We start from the raw sequence: 18,610 nt of genomic DNA, 5'->3' as shown, positions 1-18,610 counted from the left end.
GGAGGATATAATGGAAAAAATAATTATAGAAATAGTAAAATCTTTATACGGTAGAGATAAGAAGCAAGTTCTCAACTATTGGGAAAAGTTAAATTCAATTTTGCTGGAGGAAAAAATCGACGAAAAGAATTTCATGCATATGTTTCACTTTTTTGTTTTAGCCCAAACTATTGGTGCTTGTCTTGGTAAAGACACAATAAAGCTTAAAGAAAAAATATCTGCATGTATACAATATATTCTCCCTAATACTGAATATCAAAAGAAATTAAAAGAGTTTTTAATTAAATTCTCGATAGATGATGAATGTAATGCAAAAAAAGAAATGGATGCATTTAAGATTCTTGCAGAAACTGCATTTTGCGATGATACCGAGCATTATAGCTTTGCTTTATATTACTTAACTCGATTTATATACCGTTGTAATGATGAATATTGTATCTTTAATCTTGATCCTGTTTTATGGTCAATAATTAGTTTTGCTGCTTGGTATACTCAAAGCACAAATATATTAGAAATTCAAATTAGTGATTATATCCTTGGCTTCTTTTATGAGTTTTGTGAACAGGAAACTTTATCTAAAAGATACTTTTATACAGATAGGGTTGTTATTGAAACAAGATTAAAAGATTTACAACAACGTGATCCTGAAACTTTTTCAGCTATTATGAGAAATCATCATTTCAATGAAGTTTATGATTGGATTCATCTTTATTACTTATTCGATGCAAATAAGCGTAGTTATACTTTGCTTAGGTTATTTGAAAAAGTATTTTTAAATAAATCGGTAATTACTGAATTAAGTGACTGGGATAATGATCAGATTGATTATGTTAATAATCTTATGCCGGAAGGCAAAAAAATTATAAATTATTATTCTGATAATGCATATGAGTCTGCTCCACAGCTTTTTGATCAAGCTAGAAATAATATTCAGAACTTAGAGCAACATCCCGGGTTTGTTATTATGTTATACATGCTCTGTAAGGAGTTTTCATTAGATCAATTTCATCTTGTTTTTCCTGATAGGAAAAGTCCGGAAATCAATAGCTTAGAGGTATACGAATGGAATTTAATTTCAGAGGTATTATCTATTCATGATGTAAATAAAGGTAAAGATAAAGACTATGATGAATTATTTGAATTATATGAAAATGATTTACGTGCTTTACATTATGAGGTAGCAAAAGATTTTAGCATAATTGATGGGAAGCAATACAAACAGTATGTTAATAATAATGAATTACTGAATATGTTACTTTTCTTTTGTGTATGGGAAAATGTTTCATATTGTATGAAGGATAATACTAATTTTAATGGAGATATAAAAGAAGTTCATAAAATACAAGTTTTAACAATCCCTTTTTTTAATGCATGTAGTTCAAATACATGGAGAAAAAAAGAAACGATAGAAGAAATATTCAATAATATTGCTGAAGTGTTTTGTTTCGAAAATCCAACTCATACTTTTGATAATTTTAAGATAAATACTGAAAAATCAAATGTATCTTTACTAATGCTTTTATATAATTTATCGAGAACTGAAGTAGAAGCACAAAGTGCTATGAAAGATCAGATTAATTATTTGAGAGAAATACAACGAAAAAAGTTACCTCTGGAAAGGTATAAATCAAATTTAGATGACGCTAAAAAAAATCAGGAGAAAATATGTTTGATTGATAGAGGCTTCAAATTAAACAATTTTATAAGTCAAATTTTTCCTTTTTGTAGTGTTGAATTTCAGAGGTATTTCCCAAATCAAGATATGTTTATGCTTCGGAGGGATTATATCTGCAAATTTATTTGTGAGACAGATACAGTATATGATAAAGATAAGGAATTTGTAACGGATTATCGTGAAACAAATAAAATTGGATTCAAAACTAGATACCTTTATAAAGATAGAAATATGAGTACACATCATGTTAGACATACCTCTGTCGATAATTTAATGAAAACATCTAATTGGAAAAATCTTTTATATGTTTTTTGCGATATAGAGAAAAATTTATGCGATTTGTTGGAAGAAAAAGAGAGAAACTATTATAAACATCCACTGACATCGCCAAAACCTAAGAGAAATCCTCAAACATTTATAATTTATTATCTCTTTCAGGAAAATAAGAGGATCTATAATGAGTTTATTTCTAAACTTTATAAGGCAGCGGGGTTAGTTCAGATAGTTTCTGAGTTTAGGTTGTATGAGCATGATTCCGATTTGAATGATTTTAGAGACAATTCTGAAAATATCATAAAGACAATAGAGTCAACTTTTAATTTAACAGATGAAAAAGCAATAAAAAAAGCAAACGAAGATTTTGCAAGGAAATTATCGTATGCTCCTGAAAAATTACATTGCAGCTCTTTTGATTCCTTTCAGCAAAGAGAAAATTTATTTGAGATGCGTTTAGAAAGGCTACTGAATATTATGTTTGCAGCAAATGGCAGTAATGAGAATGGTTTTGAACATAACCTCACAATGTACGATTTTTTCAAAATGTATCACGCTGAAATTGCTGTTTATCTTATTTATTTAACAGGTGAATTTTCTAAATTGTAGAAAATTACAATATAGTATGATGGCTCTCTATATTTAGGAAATGTATAAATTTAACACTATTTGTTTTATTTGCATATATACAAATTGATTGAAAATTATATATTATAATGGCGCATAACACCCGCTTCAACCTGACATTGCGGGTCAAGCCCGCGAATGCAGGTTAAGCGGTAGTTAGGTTGCCCCTGCGGGCATGGAGAAAATAATGGAAAATTATGAGAATAGAATAGTTGCATTCATTGATATCCTTGGTTTTAAAGATTTGATAAAGAAATCTGAAAATAATCCTTATCAAATTAATGAATTACTAGAAATACTAAAATATATCAAAGCATGGGATACACAAGGGCAAAATAAATGGGATACTAATGTTATTGCTGTTGAAGAAGATGCACAAACAAAAGGTTTAGAAAAATTCGATATTTCTGGGATAACAGCATGTACCTGTTTTTCTGATTCAATAGTTGTGTCTGTTCAATGTGAAAATGAATTAATTAATGAAAAAGCATCAACACTTATTGGAAATCTATCAAAGATTGGAGCAAAGCTCCTCCAAGCTGGAATATTAATTCGAGGAGCAATGACTGTTGGAAATTTAATACATACTAATGATGGGATCATCATGGGACCTGCAATAATCGAAGCATACTTATTGGAATCAAATTATGCAAAAAATCCAAGGATTATTCTATCGGACAAATTAATCGGAAAATTGAATTATCCTTTAAAAAGAAAAAGCGATAGATATCCATACCATCAATACATTAATCGCTTTAAAGATGGATGTGCTGGATTTCATCAAATGCAATTTTTCCAAGTAATGCAATCTGAAGTAAATGAACAGAATAAGCTAAAATACGATCTTGATGTAATTAGAAAGCGATTGATTGATGGACTAGATATGTCTTTTTCAAAACCAGAAGTATTTCTTAAATACCAATGGCTTATGAATCAGTATAATGAACTAGTTATAAATGAAGATAATGTTAAAAAACCTATTTATGATGTAAATTTAGCAGATAGTCATTTAAATATACATTATTCACCAATTGATCAAGTAAGAAATAAAGAAGATACCTAACACCCGCTTCAACGCTGACATTTGTTTTGTCACGAAAGTTGCTTGAGCGGTCGCTGCTAGCGCAGCTCCCTTTTTTATGCAACTTTCGTGCCAACTTTGCTGCCGCTATGTGCGTCAGCAAAGGCACAAATGCAGGTTAAGCGGCAGTTAGACGGATGCCTTACGGCACGATAAACTGTAACTTTGAAAAATAGGATATATTTTTATAAATTAAAGTTTAAAGCCCCAATTAATGGGTTAGGTTACTCTGAGCAAGAGTGTCTTTTATTATAATGGCTATTTGAGAATGAGAAAAAAAATAAATTTTTATCTAATAATTTTAAAACTTATTAAGGAAATTAACAAAATAAAAGTTCTTCAGATGGTTGTGGTGTTTATAATATTAGGATTTATTGTTAAAAAACTGGAAAAGTGATATACTATTTATAGTATGACATTCGATTGGAATAATGAAAAGAATATAATGCTTAAAAGAGATAGAAATATATCGTTTGAGCGGATTATTATAGCAATTGAACAAGATAGTTTGTTGGATATTTTAGAACATCCAAATAAAGAAAAATATCCAAATCAAATTTTGCTTCTTATAGAAATTGATAGATATGTATATGTAGTTCCTTGCGTACTTGAAAATGATGTTTGTTTTTTGAAAACTATTTTTCCAAGTAGAAAATATACGGCAAAATATCTTGATTTTAAAGGAGAAGAAAATGAATACTGAAAAAGAGCTGTATGAATCTATAGAAAATGATGAATGGAAAGCGGTAAAAAATTTTTATGATCTTCGCAATGATTTAAAAAAAGCTGCTAAAACTATGCTTATGAAAAAAGAAAAGATAGATGTAATACTTGCCAAGCAAGATATAAATAATCTAAAAGCCAAAGCTTTTGAAGAAGGTATGGAATATGAAATTTTTGCAGGAAGTGTTTTACATAAATATTTAACAGGAAGACTTGTAGAGGGATAAAAATTCAATTCGTCTAACACCCGCTTCAACCTGACATTGCGGACAAGCCGCAAATGCAGGTCAAGCGGATGTTAGAACGACACCTAACGGTGCAAAAGAAAAGGATAAAACTTAATTTGATAAAAATAACAAAAAAGAAACCAAGTTTAAATTAAGTTTTACTTGATTTTTATGGATAAAATGACTAAATTAGATCATATGAGCGAAAGAGTAAAAAAAACAGGGAATCCCAAAAAATTAAATCCAAATACATATTTAGGATCATTGGAATCTTATTTTGAGTTGGTTCAAAACGAGTATCGATATGAAAGAGATAGAAAGCAAGGTCTCGAAACAAGAAGTGGTATTGTATTAACTATTGTTGCAGCTATGGTAGCGATTATTTTTGATAAAATACCGTTTAAGGATATCTTTAGCTTAATGATGCCACAATTGAATTTTATTATTTTACTAAAAATTATTGCTGGATTATTAGTTTATTTTTCTTATATTGGTTCTGTGTTTTTCGCATTTAAAACGTTATACACAGCTAGTTATGCTATGTATAACGTAGCAAATATTTCTAGTGAAAAGCTTGGTAATCAAAAAAATATTGAATTGGGAATTATTATTACAGCTTATAGAGATATAATAAAGGAGAACAGGAAAATAAATGAAAAAAAAGCTAAGGCGTTTGAACATGCAATAAAATTGATAGTTATTTGTTCAATTTCTGTGAGTATATATATAAATTTATAGAAGGAGTTTTTTATGTCAGATGGTTTTGATTTTGATAAGTTTTTAGCAGCAGGAGAAAGAGCTTTTAACAATAATGTTCTGCCTCAAGGAAAACAAAAACAGCCCGATTCATTTGTGTGCAAGCCAGGAGATAGTCAGAATCCAAATATAACGCATATGACTGAGGGTTATGACCCAAAGGTCTCTTATCATAATTTCAGTGATGATAAAAATACTTCAGGCGAATAACTCTTTATTAATATAAAGGTTTCTTAAAATTTTAACAGACCTATCATAGTTTAAAACGCCTAACACCCGCTTCAACCTGACATTGCGGACAAGCCGCAAATGCAGGTTAAGCGAATGTTAGACGGATTGCCCAATGGGCAACAAGAAAGAAAATGAAAAAAAATATATTTATTATAGGATTTATGTTTATGGGCTTAATATCATGTTTTGTAAAGACAAAAGAAGAAAAATTTTGGTGTTGGTTTTGTAAAAACTCACAATTAATATACAATTATGAAATAAATCAGGAAAAAATTTTTAATGAACTTCAAATTCAATTGCATAAAATAAATCCTGATCTAACGTTTGAAATTAGTTCTGTAAAAAATGGAAAAAGAGATTTTGTAATTAGTGCAGATGGAATACTAGATGCATTTCCTGCAGTAGAAAAATTGTATTTATTAAAACCGAAATTATCAGAATGGACTTTTATAAAATTTCGCCCGAGAAGAAAAATAGAGAATTCAATTAAAATAGAAGATAAAGAAGTTTGTCCAAATGATATAAGATTTATGTTTATAAAAGATGAAGATAAAAGTAAAATAGGAATTGTTCTTTTTTGCAATGGATATACTGAGATCGAATGTGAAATTTATAGTCAGATTGGATTTTTATTTCTTGATGAATGTCTAGGAGAATATGATGTAGAAAAATTTATCGGAACAATAATAATACAAGGCTTTGATAGCGAATATTTTAACGATTCAATAAAAATAGAGTTTTTAGCAACTGAGTTTGATAAAATAAAAGTAAATATAATTAAATAGTATATAGTTATATTTAAAAATAACGTCTAACACCCGCTTCAACCTGACATTGCGGACGAGCCGCAAAGCAGGTTAAGCGAATGTTAGATGGACACCGCTTTCGCGGTGCGAATATTTTTTTATAAATAAGAGGTATGGTATGGAAATAAGAAATGAATCTAAGATTGAAATTATAAAACTTTCTATGATTCTATTTACAATTATTATATCATTAATTGTTTTATCAAAGACATTTTTGGAAAGAAATAAAGAGAGTGAAGTAATCCAAGTAACAGGTTTGGGAACAAAAGATTTTGAATCTGATTTGATTGTATGGTCTGGTTCATTTTCACAGACTGATATTGATTTAAAAAATGCGTATGAGCGATTGCAGCTTGATCAAAATAAAATAATAGACTTTCTAAAAAAGCGAAATGTGTCAACAAATGAATATTTATTTTCAGCAGTAGTAATTGATAAGGAATATGAAACAATATATGACATGGATAAAAACCAAAAACGTCTTTTTAAGGGATATCGCTTAATGCAAGATATAAAGATTGAATCAAACGAAGTAGAGAAAATAGAAACTATTTCACGAGAAATTACAGAGTTAATCAATATGGGGGTTGAATTCTATTCATCTAAACCACAATATTATTATACGAAACTGACTGAATTGAAAAAAGAATTAATTGAATATGCAACTGAAAATGCAAAAACTAGAGCAGAAACAATAGCGAGTAAATCAGGATTTAAACTAGGACGATTGAAGAATGCAAATATGGGTGTATTTCAAATAATAGCTAGAAATTCAAATGAAGATTATTCTTGGGAGGGAACTTTTAATACTACATCAAAACAAAAGACCGCAACAATAACAATGAAATTACAATTTGGAATACAATAGGAATGAGCATCTAACACCCGCTTCAACCTGACATTGCGGACAAGCCGCAAATGCAGGTTAAGCGGCAGTTAGATGGACAAAAGGAGAATACAATGTTAGCAATAAAAGATTTAAACTTGGGCTTTGCAGATGCAGAAAATTATACAACAAAAGAAGGGAAAAAGCTTTTCCATAAAATATTTGTAAAAAATGATAATCTAGATAAGTTATTATTGCCAAGTACATACTATCTAATTGGCGATAAAGGTACTGGAAAGACTGCATATTCTGTATTCCTGTCTAGCAATGAATATAAAAATACTCGAGGTGAAACAAGATTTATCAGAGAAATTGAATATCAGAAATTCCTTCAGCTAAAGAAAAGTAATAATTTGTCATTATCTGATTATGTTGATATCTGGAAAGTTTGCTTATTAACATTAGCTGCTGGTATGATAGAAGCAAATGACTTGAAAGCAAATTTATTGACTAAAGCAAATAAACTCCAAAAAATTAAGAAATCAATAAAGTTGTATTATGATAAAGCCTTCTCTCCGGAAATAATATATGCTTTGAACTGGATAGAAGATTCAAAAATTAGAACAAAAATAGCACATGAAAACGCTGAGCTTGAAGGTGAATTAGGAAACACTCTTTCATATGTAGAAAGCAAATTCCAAGTAAATTTACTACAAATTGAAAAGTCTTTTAAAGAGGCATTAAATTCTACAAAACTAAAGAAAAATATTGTTCTTTTTATTGATGGAATAGATTTGCGTCCTGATACAATACCTTATGATGACTATATTGACTGTATTAAGGGGCTTGCGAATGCTGCATGGTCATTAAATAAAGATTTCTTTGGTAAGATTAAAGATACACTAGGATTGTTTCGAATTGTACTGCTTATAAGACCTGACATTTTTAATGTTTTACGCCTCCAAAATTCTGCTAATAAAATGACTGATAATTCAGTCTTTATTGATACTAGAACAACTTATCAAAATTATCAAAACTCCGAATTATTCAAAATAGCAGATAGGTTATTATCATCTCAGCAAGACGGTTCTGATAAAATGCAAATTGGCGAAGCATGGTTCAAATATCTACCATGGCACACCAATTCAACAAATAGAAACAGAGAATATGATGATTCATTTATCAATATCCTACGAAAAACATATTCAAGACCGCGTGATTTAATGGTCGTTTTGAAAATCTTTAAAGACACACAGGAAAAAATGGGGTATGGAAACCGGGATGTTTTTCTTCTCGACATTTTTCTTAGTTCAGAATTTCAAGAACAATACTCAAATTATATGCTTAGCACCCTACGAGATCAATTATCGTTTTTCTACACTAATGATGAATTTAACATGTTTATTGTTTTTTTTGAATATTTGCATGGTAAATGGCAGTTTACATATGAATATTACAAAACAATATTTGAAAGATATGTTCAAGAAAACAAAGAGAAACTTAAAAATATGCATACAGTCTTTTCATCTGAAGATGGTTTCCTGCAATTATTATATGAGACTAATGTAATTTGCTACATTGATAGAAGTGAAAAAGAACCGTTCTATCGTTTTTGCTATCGACAACGAAGTCAAGCAAAAATGTATCCAGAGATTAAGAAGCAAAAAGGTCAAGAATATAGTGTTCATTATGGGTTACAAAAAGTATTGAATTTGGGAAGCGAAATCATATATCAAGAAGAGTAATTACAGCCCTCTAACAAGCACTTCAAGCTGACAACTGGGCTTCAGCCCAGTTGCACCTTAAGTGCATGTTAGGCTGACCCTGCGGGCAGAGCAATAATAAAAATATGGAACAACTATTAGAAATATTTGAAAACAATGCAACTATAGATGGACTAGTTTCAATGTCGATTACTGTAGTTGCTTTAGTCATATCTTTAGCGATACTTCCTTTTCAACGTTTTAGTGAATCTATTTCAAGTAATTTATATCAACTTGTTATTAAAAACGGAAAATTTAATCGTTTGATTATAATAAATTTATTATTGGGGTTTCTTCAAATATTACTCATGGTAATATCCCCAAATTCCAAAATGATGCAATTCCTTAGTGCTACTATCCTAATATTAATTTTATTAAATGCTTTCTTCTTTTACAATAAAGTACGATCTCAATTAGATGTTCTTGATATATGCTGTCCGATTATTGAAAAGGATTTAGATAAAGCAATTTCAGTATTGACATCAGAAAATATAAAATTACAACAGAATCCTTTATTTAAAAGACAAAGTCTACAAGAAATGATTATAGGATCGATATCATCACAAGATAATCCAAACAGATATCCCAAAGGACAAATTCTCAATGTATCGTTTAAGGTATTTATATATAAGTTTCAAAACATATATGAGGTTATTCATGCAAGTTTAGACAGAAGTCAATATAGTACATTCGAAAAAGCAGTACAGTGTCTATATAATAGTGTAGAAAAATACTCAAACTACATAAATGGTTATTATATTAAAACTGATAACTTCTTCTTCGACTTTGTTATGAAAATAGAAGAAATACATACGGCTATTAGGAGTATACGGATTAACAATATTTACTTAGATATGTTTTTATCAACACTTGTTAGAATTCAGATGTTATTTTTAAAACCTAATCTCAATTCTGATTTTTATATAAAATCCATATTTGAATTTTTTATTCGAAATGTACTTGGTTCCAGTAAGTATATTACTGATGATCTTAATTGGATATTGCGGATGATTCCAATATTTAAAAAAGAATATCTTCTTCCTGATAGTTTTAAACTATTGCTTGCGAGCCTTAATAATGAACTAATCAAAATTTATAATAGTAACAACGATCAATTAGCTCGATCTTCGATTAATCGAACTATAAATGAGCTTTCATTTTATCTGTTAACCTCTTCTGTGTTTGATCAATATGAAGCATCAATAGTTGAATCAATAATGAAGATTCAATCTAAATTAAGTGCAGTCAGTCTTCTCACGCCTGTGTTAGTTTATGATGATTTTACTACTCATATGCTTTATAACTATCAAAATGATAGAACGCTGGGACGAGCGGCAATGATTTTATTATACAATCAAAAAGATGGGAATAATGGGGTATATCAAAACCTTAAAAATTTAGACCTAATTCAAAAAATTATACAAATTCTAGGTTTTCGTTATATATCAGGAGGTAGCCATGTTGATGGCATACTTGAACAAATATATAAATTGACTTTAGATCTTTATATTATTACTGATAGATCTGTATTTCAACAGTTATATTATGTTAACTGGTCGTGGAATTGGACCAGCAAAGAAATGAATTCGATAATTAATATTTACTATCTTTTAGTAAAAATAGCATTAAGATCATTAATTTTGAATCGTTATTCACATTCTGCACCTGCTATACTATATTCTATTTTAAAGACAACATTTACATTCTGTAGAAATAATAAGATTAATATAGCACCAATCATCAAAGGACTGGCTCCGTTATTTATTAAGGCCGTGATTGCAAATAAGAAATTGAATGAAAAGAATAGGAATTTAATAATAATACTGGTTATTCGTAATGTTGATAAAAAGTATAGAAATGCATTACGAAAAAGACTGATAAACTTAAAAACACTACCTTTATACAAACAAGGATCACAAATGGATGATTATAATGCAGATTATTTTCATACAGTACCTGCTGATTATTATAGATTCATTCTGCCACTAATCTATAGATCAGTAAATAAGTGCTTAAAAATAAAAACCTAACGCCCGCTCCAACGCTGACATTTGTTTTGTCATAAAACTTGCTTAATGTGCCTATATGGCACCACAAGTTTTACGCCAACTTTGCCTTACGATTCGCTTGAGGCAAAGCCGCAAATGCAGGTTAAGCGGTAGTTAGTTTGACAAGATTTAATACAATAAGGAATACGCAATTGAGCAAAATTATCATAGCTTTACTACAATTAACGCCGGGGAACTCTCTTGTTGAAAATATGTATATCGGTATAGCTGCTTGTCGCAAGGCAAAAAATATGGGGGCAGATATAGCATTATTTCCTGAAATGTGGAGTATTGGTTACGAAATCCCTAAATCTGTCAATGAATTAAAGAGTAAAGCAATTAGTAAAAATGATGCATTTATACATTCATTCTCGGATTTAGCAAAAGAATTGCAAATGGCTATCGGTATAACATTTCTTGAAAAGTATGAGCCATTACCAAGAAACAGTATATGTCTGTTTGATAGATTTGGAAAAGAACTATATACCTATGCAAAAGTACATACATGTATTTTTGGAGATGAAAAAAATTTAATGCCCGGTAATGATTTTTATGTATCTGAATTAGACACAGAGCGCGGTTGTGTAAAAATAGGTTCAATGATTTGTTATGATAGAGAATTTCCTGAGAGTGCACGAATACTCATGCTCAAAGGTGCAGAAATACTACTTGTACCGAATGCATGTCCAATGGAAATTAATAGGATTTCACAATTAAGAGCAAGAGCATTTGAAAATATGGTTGGCATTGCAACTGTTAATTATCCAAAAGGAAAACCCGATTGTAATGGTCATTCTACAGCATTTGACGGTATTGCCTATGAAATTGATGAACCATATTCACGAGATACATTAATAATAGAAGCCGGAGAGGAAGAAGGAATATATATCGCAACTTTTAATATAGAGGAATTAAGAAAGTATAGAAGTAGAGAAGTTCATGGTAACGCATACCGGCAGCCGACAAAATATGAGATTTTATTATCGGAAGAGAAACAAGAGCCGTTTATCCGTAAAGATTATGGAAAATCAGCAAACTAACACCCGCTTCAACCTGACATTGCGGACAAGCCGCAAGTGTAGGTTAAGCGAATGTTAGACATATGGATAACGAAAAAAATATAGTGTAAAACTAATTAGATATTTTCTATAGTAGATGTAAATGTCTAGTATAGTAATGAAAATAAATGTGAAGGTAAAACATGAATTGGGATAATTTCTTTTTTGCATTTTCAGGTGCCGCAGCAGCTTTAATTGGAGTAACATTTGCTTTTATTGTATCAAAATTGTTAAATAATATTTCTGAATTTGATGAATTATATAACGGATGCCAAGATTTGCTTCTTGAGTTTAAGGAACAAAAACTAAACATTTCTAATATTGCTTATGATTGGCATGATAGGATGATTTTAAAATATGAATTTCAGATAAAAGAAAAAATCAAAAATAATATTTTTCAATCTTTTTCAAATGAAGAAATAGTAAATTATATTATAGAAAATGTTCCTCGTGTTTATTATCCCAAGAACTGTCTTTCATATATATTAGAAGAAATAAAAAAATATAATGATGATTTAGAAACACGGAAAATACCTATTTCTCCTAATGCTTTTATCATTCAGCCAGAAATATTATCACTGCCTGATATACCAGATAAAGATTTGTGGAAAGATATAAACGAGGAAGAAAGGAACTTCAATAAATATTGTCAAAATTCTTATTTGTTAATTGATAAATTTAATAATTATACCGCAAGAATGAATAGTAAAATAAAAGATTTAAAAATTATAAGAAATATTATTGCGATGTTTATTCCTATTATCATAATAACTGTGATTTATCCTTTACACTTTATTCCAATTCCTGAAAATGAATATCCGCAGATATTTTTTGATGTATCTACTTTTCTTGATAATCTTCTTTCCTTAAGAGGTTTTTTATTGTTTATGTTATTTACAACAATTTCAGGAAGTCTTTCATACTTTGCAATTCTATGTTTTAAGTATATAAAAAAGTATAAAGAAATAATTTCTTTTATTGATAATTATACTGATATTTCAGCTTATTCGGATTTATTCTCAAAGTAATATTAACTTTGGGAAATGATTAATGGAAAATAATGTCTAACACCCGCTTCAACCTGACATTGCGGACAAGCCACAAATGCAGGTTAAGCGAATGTTATGGCGACAGGCCTCTGGCCTGCTTTTTTAGAAGGAAAAATGAAAAGAACAGTTTCACTATTATTTATATGTATATATCTGTTTAACTGCTATGCGATAAATTTTGAAATAAATTCTAAAAGTTATCCACATTGGGTTTTTCAACAGTATAATTTTTGTCATGAAGAAAATACCGATTCTAAAAATCATAACAATATTGTGCTTTGGACTCATACCGTACAAACATGGCCATTTGGTATTTTGTATGATGATTTCAGTTTTTTAGTAGATAAGAATATATCATGGAAAAAAATGATGATTTATAGTTTTTCCTATCAGTCAGAGAATGGAGAAGTTTTTATCATTAAAAATAAAATAATAAATAATCATGGAAATATGTTCAACGAAATTAAAAAATATTGGTTGGTTAAAGAAATGAAAAATGAAAAAAATTTCATAGGAAAAATTGTATATAGTTTTGATGATGGCGAACTTATTACAGAATATACTGAAATAACAGTTTGGTAATAAAGGATATAATTTCAGGCTTGGACGAAGAAGCGGTTTTATGCCGTTTAGGAACAGTACAATATATAGAAGCATACGCTTCAAAAAATATAACAGAATTTTCCTTAAAGAGAAAAGGATTTAAGAAATCTAATTCTGTATAAGAAATATTTTTGCCATAACACCCGCTTCAACCTGACATTGCGGACGAGCCGCAAATACAGGTTAAGCGAATGTTAGCATGACACCGCTTTCGCGGTGCAAAAAAAGAATAATTTTTTTAAATTTTATTGTAGTAGGTATTGATATTGTATCATAAAAATGGTACAATATAATATGGATAAAGAAAATTACTTGATATATGAAGGTGTCTTTTTTAGAATTGAATGGTTTTATGATAAAGCAGGATATAGTCAAGCATTTGAATACTTTAGAAAAGCTTCACCTTCTCAAAAACGAAAATTTCTTATGTTGATAAAGAAAATAGGTGATTTCGGTAAAATATTTGATAAAACAAAATTCAGATATGAAGGAGATGAAATTTATGCATTTAAACCTCAGCCTGATAGATATTTATGTTTTTTTAAGAAAGGACAGAAAATAATTGTAACAAATGGATTTTGTAAAAGAACGAATAAACTGCCGTTGGCAGAAAAAACAATCGCTTTAGAAAATAAAAAAATATATGAACATTTATATGAGGAGTGATGTGATTATGGAAGAGTCGACCTTTGATAAGTACATAAAAAATGATATAAAACAAAAAAAGAAGTTTGATAAAGAATATAATAACTTTCTACTATCGGAATTTATACTTGAAAAAATGGAAGAGGAAAATATATCTGTTAGAGAACTTGCGAGGAAAGCTGAAGTATCACCGACAATCATTCAAAAATTACGAAATAATAAAACAGCAGGTAAAATAAATTATCAGACTTTTTTATCTGTTGTAAATTCTCTTGGCTACAGGGTAAACATAGAAAGAATTTAAAAGTGCTAACACTCGCTTCAACCTGACATTGCGGACAAGCCGCAAATGCAGGTTAAGCGAATGTTAAGCGCACGCCTTCGGCACGATGAACTGTAACTTTGAAAAAATAGGGTGTGTTTTTGTAAATTAAAGCATAAAACCCAAATTAAAAGCTTAGTTTTTTTGAGTAAAGTTTTGTTATAATATCTACTTATTATATAAGAAAATAAAACTTTTATCTAAGAATTTTAAAACTTATTAAGGAAATCAACTAAATATACATCCTTTGGACGGTCATAGTAATTGTAATAATTGAGTTATTAAGAAAAGTAAAACTTTAATTTTTGTATTTTAATATTGTTATGTAAATATAAAAAATAAAGTTTATTTGTAGTATTAGATTTATTGTTAAAAGATTGAAAAAGTGATATATTATTTATAGTATGATATTTGATTGGAATAATGAAAAAAATATGATGCTTAAAAGAGATAGAAATATATCATTTGAGCGGATTATTGTGGCAATTGAGCAAGATAATTTATTGGATATTTTAGAGCATCCAAATAAAGAAAAATATCCAAATCAACTTTTGCTTCTTGTAGAAATTGATAGATATGTATATGTAGTTCCTTGTGTACTTGAAAACGATGTTTGTTTTTTGAAAACTATTTTTCCAAGTAGAAAATATACATCGAAATATCTTGATTGGAAAGGAGAAGAAAATGAATAGTGAAAAAGAGCTATATGAATCTATAGAAAATGATGAATGGAAATCGGTAAAAAATTTTTATGATCTTAGTAATGATTTTAAAAAAGCAGCTGAAAGTATGCTTATGAAAAGCGAGAAGATAGATATAATGCTTGTCAAGCAAGATATGAATAATCTAAAGGCCAAAGCTTTTGAAGAAGGTATGGAATATGAGGTTTTTGCAGGAAGTATTTTACATAAATATTTAACTGGAAAGCTGATAGAAAGATAAATAATTCAATGCGTCTAACACCCGCTTCAACCTGACATTGCGGACGAGCCGCAAATGCAGGTTAAGCGAATGTTAGACCGATGCCTTCGGCACGATAAACTGTAATTTTGAAAAATAAGGTTTATAATTTTAATGAATATATAATGTATAAACATACTTACGTTTATAGATTGCGTTAACAACCATTATTTTTAAGAATAAGGAAATATTTTTAAAGGAGTATTGTATTATGGAATATGCAATTAAAATTTTAAAAGAAAATAAAGCTTTATTAGAAAATAATAAAGCTAAAAATAGTCAAGAGATTTTAGAATTAAAAAAAGCTATTGACAGTTTAACAATAATAGAGAATTCAAAAATAGATTATCTTAGTTTATCTAATAATTTTGCATCTCATACATGTACTTTATGGACTGCGTATGACGAAGGCAAAGAGTTTTTTATTCCTCAAATAGATAAAATACATAATGATTTATTAAAAGATATGGAAAAAAAGTATAATGAGCTAGAAGATAATATAAAAAAACAATCTGATAGTGAGATATTAGTAAAATTTTTAGATGATCAATCTAATGAAGAATATGAACTGGAAAATATGATGAGAAGCTTAAAAAGTGTTTATGATGAAATTAAAAAATTAACAAATGAATATTATGGAACAGATTTGTATAAAGGATATTGGTATTTATATTCAGAAATTTATTTTGATTTTAAATGCAAATATTTTCAAGCTGGTATAAATAGGAGACAATCAGCAGATTTAGATATATTTACTTTGGCAAAAGATTTGATACATCATTATTTTGTTTTTACATCTCCAATTATACCTTCAGCAATAATTCTTATCAGGCAATCTATTGAAGTTAAAATATTACAAACATTTGGAATAAAAGAATTTAAAAATGAAAAAGGAGAGATCGCTACTATTCCTATTAGTAGATTATTGGCATTTTCTAAAGAGAAATGTAATAAAAATTTATTAGAGTTTCCAATAGATATTGATTTGCTTATTGCGATAAATCGATGGTGTAATAGTTATATACATACCGGATTTTTTTTATCGCAAAACTGGTTAGTTGAAAGAATTATATCCGTATTATGTACTTTGTTTTTAGAGCCTGCCTATGGAAAGACATGTTTTGATTTAGAAGGATCTATAAAAATTAAAGAAGAATATTTGGATAATGGTTTCTATTCAGATTTACAAGAATTTCTATCCAAAAAAGGAAATAAAATCTATATAGAAAAAACAGCTCATCGATTCGTCAAATAATACTTTTTGTATAATTGAATACAAAACATTTGCTAACATGGTGTAAAAAGCAATGCTGTGCAAATTTTTTTCTAATGGATAAATTGCACGGTTTAACTGATGCCAAAGAAAGCTCCATTTTTACACATGGTACGTTAAGAAAAACAAAAGTTTTATTCAAAGATTTTATAACTTGTTAAGAAAATCAACAAAATAAAAGTGTCTAACATTCGCTTCAACCTGACATTGCGGACAAGCCGCAAATGCAGGTTAAGCGGTAGTTAGACAGATGCCTTACGGCACGATAAACTGTAACTTTGAAAAATGTGGTATATTTTTATAAATTAAAGCTTAAAACACAAATTAATAGCTTAGTTTTTTTGAGTAAAGTTTTGTTATAATATCTACTTGTATGAGGAAAATAAAACTTTTATCTAAGTATTTTAAATTTGCTAAGTAAATCAACAAAATAAAAGTCCTTCGGACGGTCGTGGTGATTATAATAATTACTTGCTAAGACAATTTATAAAAAACCACTGAAATGATTATGGGGGCTGAAAAACAGATTTTGAGAGAAGTTCTAATAATTTTATTGGAATTATTAACTTATAAAACTTGTTTAATCCTATAAAATTTGTACAAAAAATATTGGGACGGTAAGATATTTTTTTATATAATTTCCATAACATTACAGGAGGAAAGATGAACAGTATTCAATCATTTAACAAGACAATAGACTACATCGAAAGTACTCTCGATACTGAACCGGATGAAAAAGAAATTATGAACCTATCCCGATATTCGTATCCTTTGTTCAGCAGGATATTTTCGATACTGGTCGGTTATCCTTTAAATGAGTATATCCGTTTGCGAAAGCTGAGCCGCGCTGCCGCCGATTTAAGAAACGGCAATGAGAAAGTGATAGATATAGCATTGAGGTATGGCTATGAATCGCCCGATTCTTTTGCTGCCGCTTTTAAAAAATTCTACGGCGTAAGTCCGAGCGAAGTGAGGAACGGAAAAAGCTTTAAAGTATTTTCTCCTGTAAAATTATCTTTAACCGTTACCGGAGGACAAACTATGGAAATTAGAATTGAAAAGAAAAGAGCGTTTTCGATTGCAGGCTTATGCATTCAGTCTAATCAAACAACCGATTTTCCGAAAGTGTGGAATGATTTATTTAATAAGGCTTCTCATGAGGAACTTATTACTATGGGGAACGGACAAAGCTACGGTTCATGCTATGAGGTAAAAGATTGCAATTCCTTTAATTACATGGCAGGCTATGATTGCACCGACGAGCAAAAAGCCGAAACATTCGGTTTATCCGTCATGCACATTCCCGAAGCCGAGTACGCTGTCGTACAATTAAAAGGTCCAGTGCCCGACTGTATTCATCAAGGCTGGAAATATGTTATGGATACTTTCTTCCCGGAACAGGGTTATCGGCACGCCGGCACTCCCGATGTTGAAGTTTACAAAGAGGGAGATATGTACGATAAAAATTACAATATGGAATTGTGGGTGCCGATTACAAAAGAGTGAAACTGGAGGTATATTCTTTTAATAAAAATATTGAAGATAATAAAAAGTTTACAGAGGATATAAAAGAATTGGGAGTGCAGCATCAAAATAATGATATAATACCTTCAATCTTAAAAGCTAATAAAATAGATAAAAGCGTCTAACACCCGCTTCAACCT

At 29.4% G+C, this 18,610-nt stretch carries 20 protein-coding genes; all 20 read left to right on the top strand.

Translation table 11 applies throughout. From position 1 onward, the window contains the following. Positions 1-10: 10 nt before the first annotated feature. Positions 11-2,557 (top strand): hypothetical protein, encoded by a 2,547-nt coding sequence (locus tag TDE_RS08625; RefSeq protein WP_010957055.1) that lies wholly within the window; start codon positions 11-13, stop codon positions 2,555-2,557. A 205-nt stretch (positions 2,558-2,762) separates the two neighbouring features. Continuing rightward, positions 2,763-3,638, top strand: coding sequence for a hypothetical protein (locus TDE_RS08620; protein WP_010957054.1), 876 nt, complete (start codon positions 2,763-2,765; stop codon positions 3,636-3,638). A gap of 430 nt (positions 3,639-4,068) precedes the next feature. Further along, entirely contained in the window at positions 4,069-4,359 is a 291-nt protein-coding gene (locus TDE_RS08615) for a hypothetical protein (RefSeq protein WP_010692226.1), read from the top strand. Then, positions 4,349-4,606: a hypothetical protein gene (locus tag TDE_RS08610; RefSeq protein ID WP_010692225.1), complete on the top strand. Its 258-nt coding sequence runs from the start codon at positions 4,349-4,351 to the stop codon at positions 4,604-4,606. The genes TDE_RS08615 and TDE_RS08610 overlap by 11 nt, the downstream gene beginning before the upstream one ends. 180 nt (positions 4,607-4,786) lie before the next feature. Next, a complete protein-coding gene (locus TDE_RS08605) occupies positions 4,787-5,344 on the top strand; it encodes a hypothetical protein (protein ID WP_164920599.1) in 558 nt (185 codons plus the stop codon). Between the two features lie 12 nt (positions 5,345-5,356). After that, on the top strand, positions 5,357-5,572 hold the full coding sequence (locus tag TDE_RS08600) for a hypothetical protein (protein ID WP_010957051.1): 216 nt from the start codon (positions 5,357-5,359) through the stop codon (positions 5,570-5,572). 152 nt (positions 5,573-5,724) lie between these two features. Then, positions 5,725-6,378, top strand: a complete 654-nt coding sequence (locus TDE_RS08595) for a hypothetical protein (protein WP_245522411.1) — start codon at positions 5,725-5,727, stop codon at positions 6,376-6,378. 139 nt (positions 6,379-6,517) lie between these two features. Next, on the top strand, positions 6,518-7,267 hold the full coding sequence (locus TDE_RS08590; RefSeq protein ID WP_002683251.1) for an SIMPL domain-containing protein: 750 nt from the start codon (positions 6,518-6,520) through the stop codon (positions 7,265-7,267). 92 nt (positions 7,268-7,359) lie between these two features. Next, the gene (locus TDE_RS13190) at positions 7,360-8,970 is read left to right on the top strand and encodes a P-loop ATPase, Sll1717 family (RefSeq protein ID WP_010957049.1); all 1,611 of its coding nucleotides are present in this window, start codon (positions 7,360-7,362) and stop codon (positions 8,968-8,970) included. Positions 8,971-9,074: 104 nt separating this feature from the next. Beyond that, positions 9,075-11,018 (top strand): hypothetical protein, encoded by a 1,944-nt coding sequence (locus TDE_RS08580; RefSeq protein WP_010957048.1) that lies wholly within the window; start codon positions 9,075-9,077, stop codon positions 11,016-11,018. Between the two features lie 170 nt (positions 11,019-11,188). Then, complete coding sequence (locus TDE_RS08575) at positions 11,189-12,076, top strand: carbon-nitrogen hydrolase family protein (RefSeq protein WP_010957047.1); 888 nt, start codon at positions 11,189-11,191, stop codon at positions 12,074-12,076. Between the two features lie 161 nt (positions 12,077-12,237). Then, the gene (locus TDE_RS08570) at positions 12,238-13,122 is read left to right on the top strand and encodes a hypothetical protein (protein WP_010957046.1); all 885 of its coding nucleotides are present in this window, start codon (positions 12,238-12,240) and stop codon (positions 13,120-13,122) included. 96 nt (positions 13,123-13,218) lie between these two features. Beyond that, positions 13,219-13,725 (top strand): hypothetical protein, encoded by a 507-nt coding sequence (locus TDE_RS08565; protein ID WP_164920598.1) that lies wholly within the window; start codon positions 13,219-13,221, stop codon positions 13,723-13,725. A 300-nt stretch (positions 13,726-14,025) separates the two neighbouring features. Further along, complete coding sequence (locus TDE_RS08560; RefSeq protein ID WP_002681202.1) at positions 14,026-14,412, top strand: type II toxin-antitoxin system RelE/ParE family toxin; 387 nt, start codon at positions 14,026-14,028, stop codon at positions 14,410-14,412. 7 nt (positions 14,413-14,419) lie between these two features. Next, on the top strand, positions 14,420-14,695 hold the full coding sequence (locus tag TDE_RS08555; protein ID WP_002681200.1) for a helix-turn-helix domain-containing protein: 276 nt from the start codon (positions 14,420-14,422) through the stop codon (positions 14,693-14,695). Positions 14,696-15,117: 422 nt separating this feature from the next. Further along, positions 15,118-15,405 (top strand): hypothetical protein, encoded by a 288-nt coding sequence (locus tag TDE_RS08550; protein ID WP_010957044.1) that lies wholly within the window; start codon positions 15,118-15,120, stop codon positions 15,403-15,405. Next, positions 15,398-15,655, top strand: coding sequence for a hypothetical protein (locus tag TDE_RS08545; RefSeq protein WP_002672992.1), 258 nt, complete (start codon positions 15,398-15,400; stop codon positions 15,653-15,655). The genes TDE_RS08550 and TDE_RS08545 overlap by 8 nt, the downstream gene beginning before the upstream one ends. A gap of 229 nt (positions 15,656-15,884) precedes the next feature. Then, positions 15,885-16,928, top strand: coding sequence for a hypothetical protein (locus TDE_RS08540; protein ID WP_010957043.1), 1,044 nt, complete (start codon positions 15,885-15,887; stop codon positions 16,926-16,928). A 681-nt stretch (positions 16,929-17,609) separates the two neighbouring features. Further along, positions 17,610-18,452, top strand: coding sequence for an AraC family transcriptional regulator (locus TDE_RS08535; protein WP_010957041.1), 843 nt, complete (start codon positions 17,610-17,612; stop codon positions 18,450-18,452). Next, entirely contained in the window at positions 18,449-18,595 is a 147-nt protein-coding gene (locus TDE_RS08530; RefSeq protein ID WP_164920585.1) for a hypothetical protein, read from the top strand. Before TDE_RS08535 ends, TDE_RS08530 begins: the two co-directional genes overlap by 4 nt. Positions 18,596-18,610 lie beyond the last annotated feature (15 nt).

It is taken from the genome of Treponema denticola ATCC 35405 (genome assembly GCF_000008185.1).
Lineage (GTDB): Bacteria > Spirochaetota > Spirochaetia > Treponematales > Treponemataceae > Treponema_B > Treponema_B denticola.
The sequence above is the reverse complement of the archived record's forward strand: the minus strand, read 5'-3'. Positions and strand labels throughout refer to the sequence as shown.

What these genes read in the sequence shown, in the direction of transcription:
- TDE_RS08625 (WP_010957055.1), top strand. Translation starts at nt 11, where the DNA reads ATGGAAAAAATAATTATAGAAATAGTAAAATCTTTATACGGTAGAGAT.
- TDE_RS08555 (WP_002681200.1), top strand. Translation starts at nt 14,420, where the DNA reads ATGGAAGAGTCGACCTTTGATAAGTACATAAAAAATGATATAAAACAA.
- TDE_RS08595 (WP_245522411.1), top strand. Translation starts at nt 5,725, where the DNA reads ATGAAAAAAAATATATTTATTATAGGATTTATGTTTATGGGCTTAATA.
- TDE_RS08540 (WP_010957043.1), top strand. Translation starts at nt 15,885, where the DNA reads ATGGAATATGCAATTAAAATTTTAAAAGAAAATAAAGCTTTATTAGAA.
- TDE_RS08605 (WP_164920599.1), top strand. Translation starts at nt 4,787, where the DNA reads ATGACTAAATTAGATCATATGAGCGAAAGAGTAAAAAAAACAGGGAAT.
- TDE_RS08565 (WP_164920598.1), top strand. Translation starts at nt 13,219, where the DNA reads ATGGCGACAGGCCTCTGGCCTGCTTTTTTAGAAGGAAAAATGAAAAGA.
- TDE_RS08545 (WP_002672992.1), top strand. Translation starts at nt 15,398, where the DNA reads ATGAATAGTGAAAAAGAGCTATATGAATCTATAGAAAATGATGAATGG.
- TDE_RS08590 (WP_002683251.1), top strand. Translation starts at nt 6,518, where the DNA reads ATGGAAATAAGAAATGAATCTAAGATTGAAATTATAAAACTTTCTATG.
- TDE_RS08610 (WP_010692225.1), top strand. Translation starts at nt 4,349, where the DNA reads ATGAATACTGAAAAAGAGCTGTATGAATCTATAGAAAATGATGAATGG.
- TDE_RS08600 (WP_010957051.1), top strand. Translation starts at nt 5,357, where the DNA reads ATGTCAGATGGTTTTGATTTTGATAAGTTTTTAGCAGCAGGAGAAAGA.
- TDE_RS08570 (WP_010957046.1), top strand. Translation starts at nt 12,238, where the DNA reads ATGAATTGGGATAATTTCTTTTTTGCATTTTCAGGTGCCGCAGCAGCT.
- TDE_RS08550 (WP_010957044.1), top strand. Translation starts at nt 15,118, where the DNA reads ATGATATTTGATTGGAATAATGAAAAAAATATGATGCTTAAAAGAGAT.
- TDE_RS08535 (WP_010957041.1), top strand. Translation starts at nt 17,610, where the DNA reads ATGAACAGTATTCAATCATTTAACAAGACAATAGACTACATCGAAAGT.
- TDE_RS13190 (WP_010957049.1), top strand. Translation starts at nt 7,360, where the DNA reads ATGTTAGCAATAAAAGATTTAAACTTGGGCTTTGCAGATGCAGAAAAT.
- TDE_RS08560 (WP_002681202.1), top strand. Translation starts at nt 14,026, where the DNA reads ATGGTACAATATAATATGGATAAAGAAAATTACTTGATATATGAAGGT.
- TDE_RS08615 (WP_010692226.1), top strand. Translation starts at nt 4,069, where the DNA reads ATGACATTCGATTGGAATAATGAAAAGAATATAATGCTTAAAAGAGAT.
- TDE_RS08620 (WP_010957054.1), top strand. Translation starts at nt 2,763, where the DNA reads ATGGAAAATTATGAGAATAGAATAGTTGCATTCATTGATATCCTTGGT.
- TDE_RS08580 (WP_010957048.1), top strand. Translation starts at nt 9,075, where the DNA reads ATGGAACAACTATTAGAAATATTTGAAAACAATGCAACTATAGATGGA.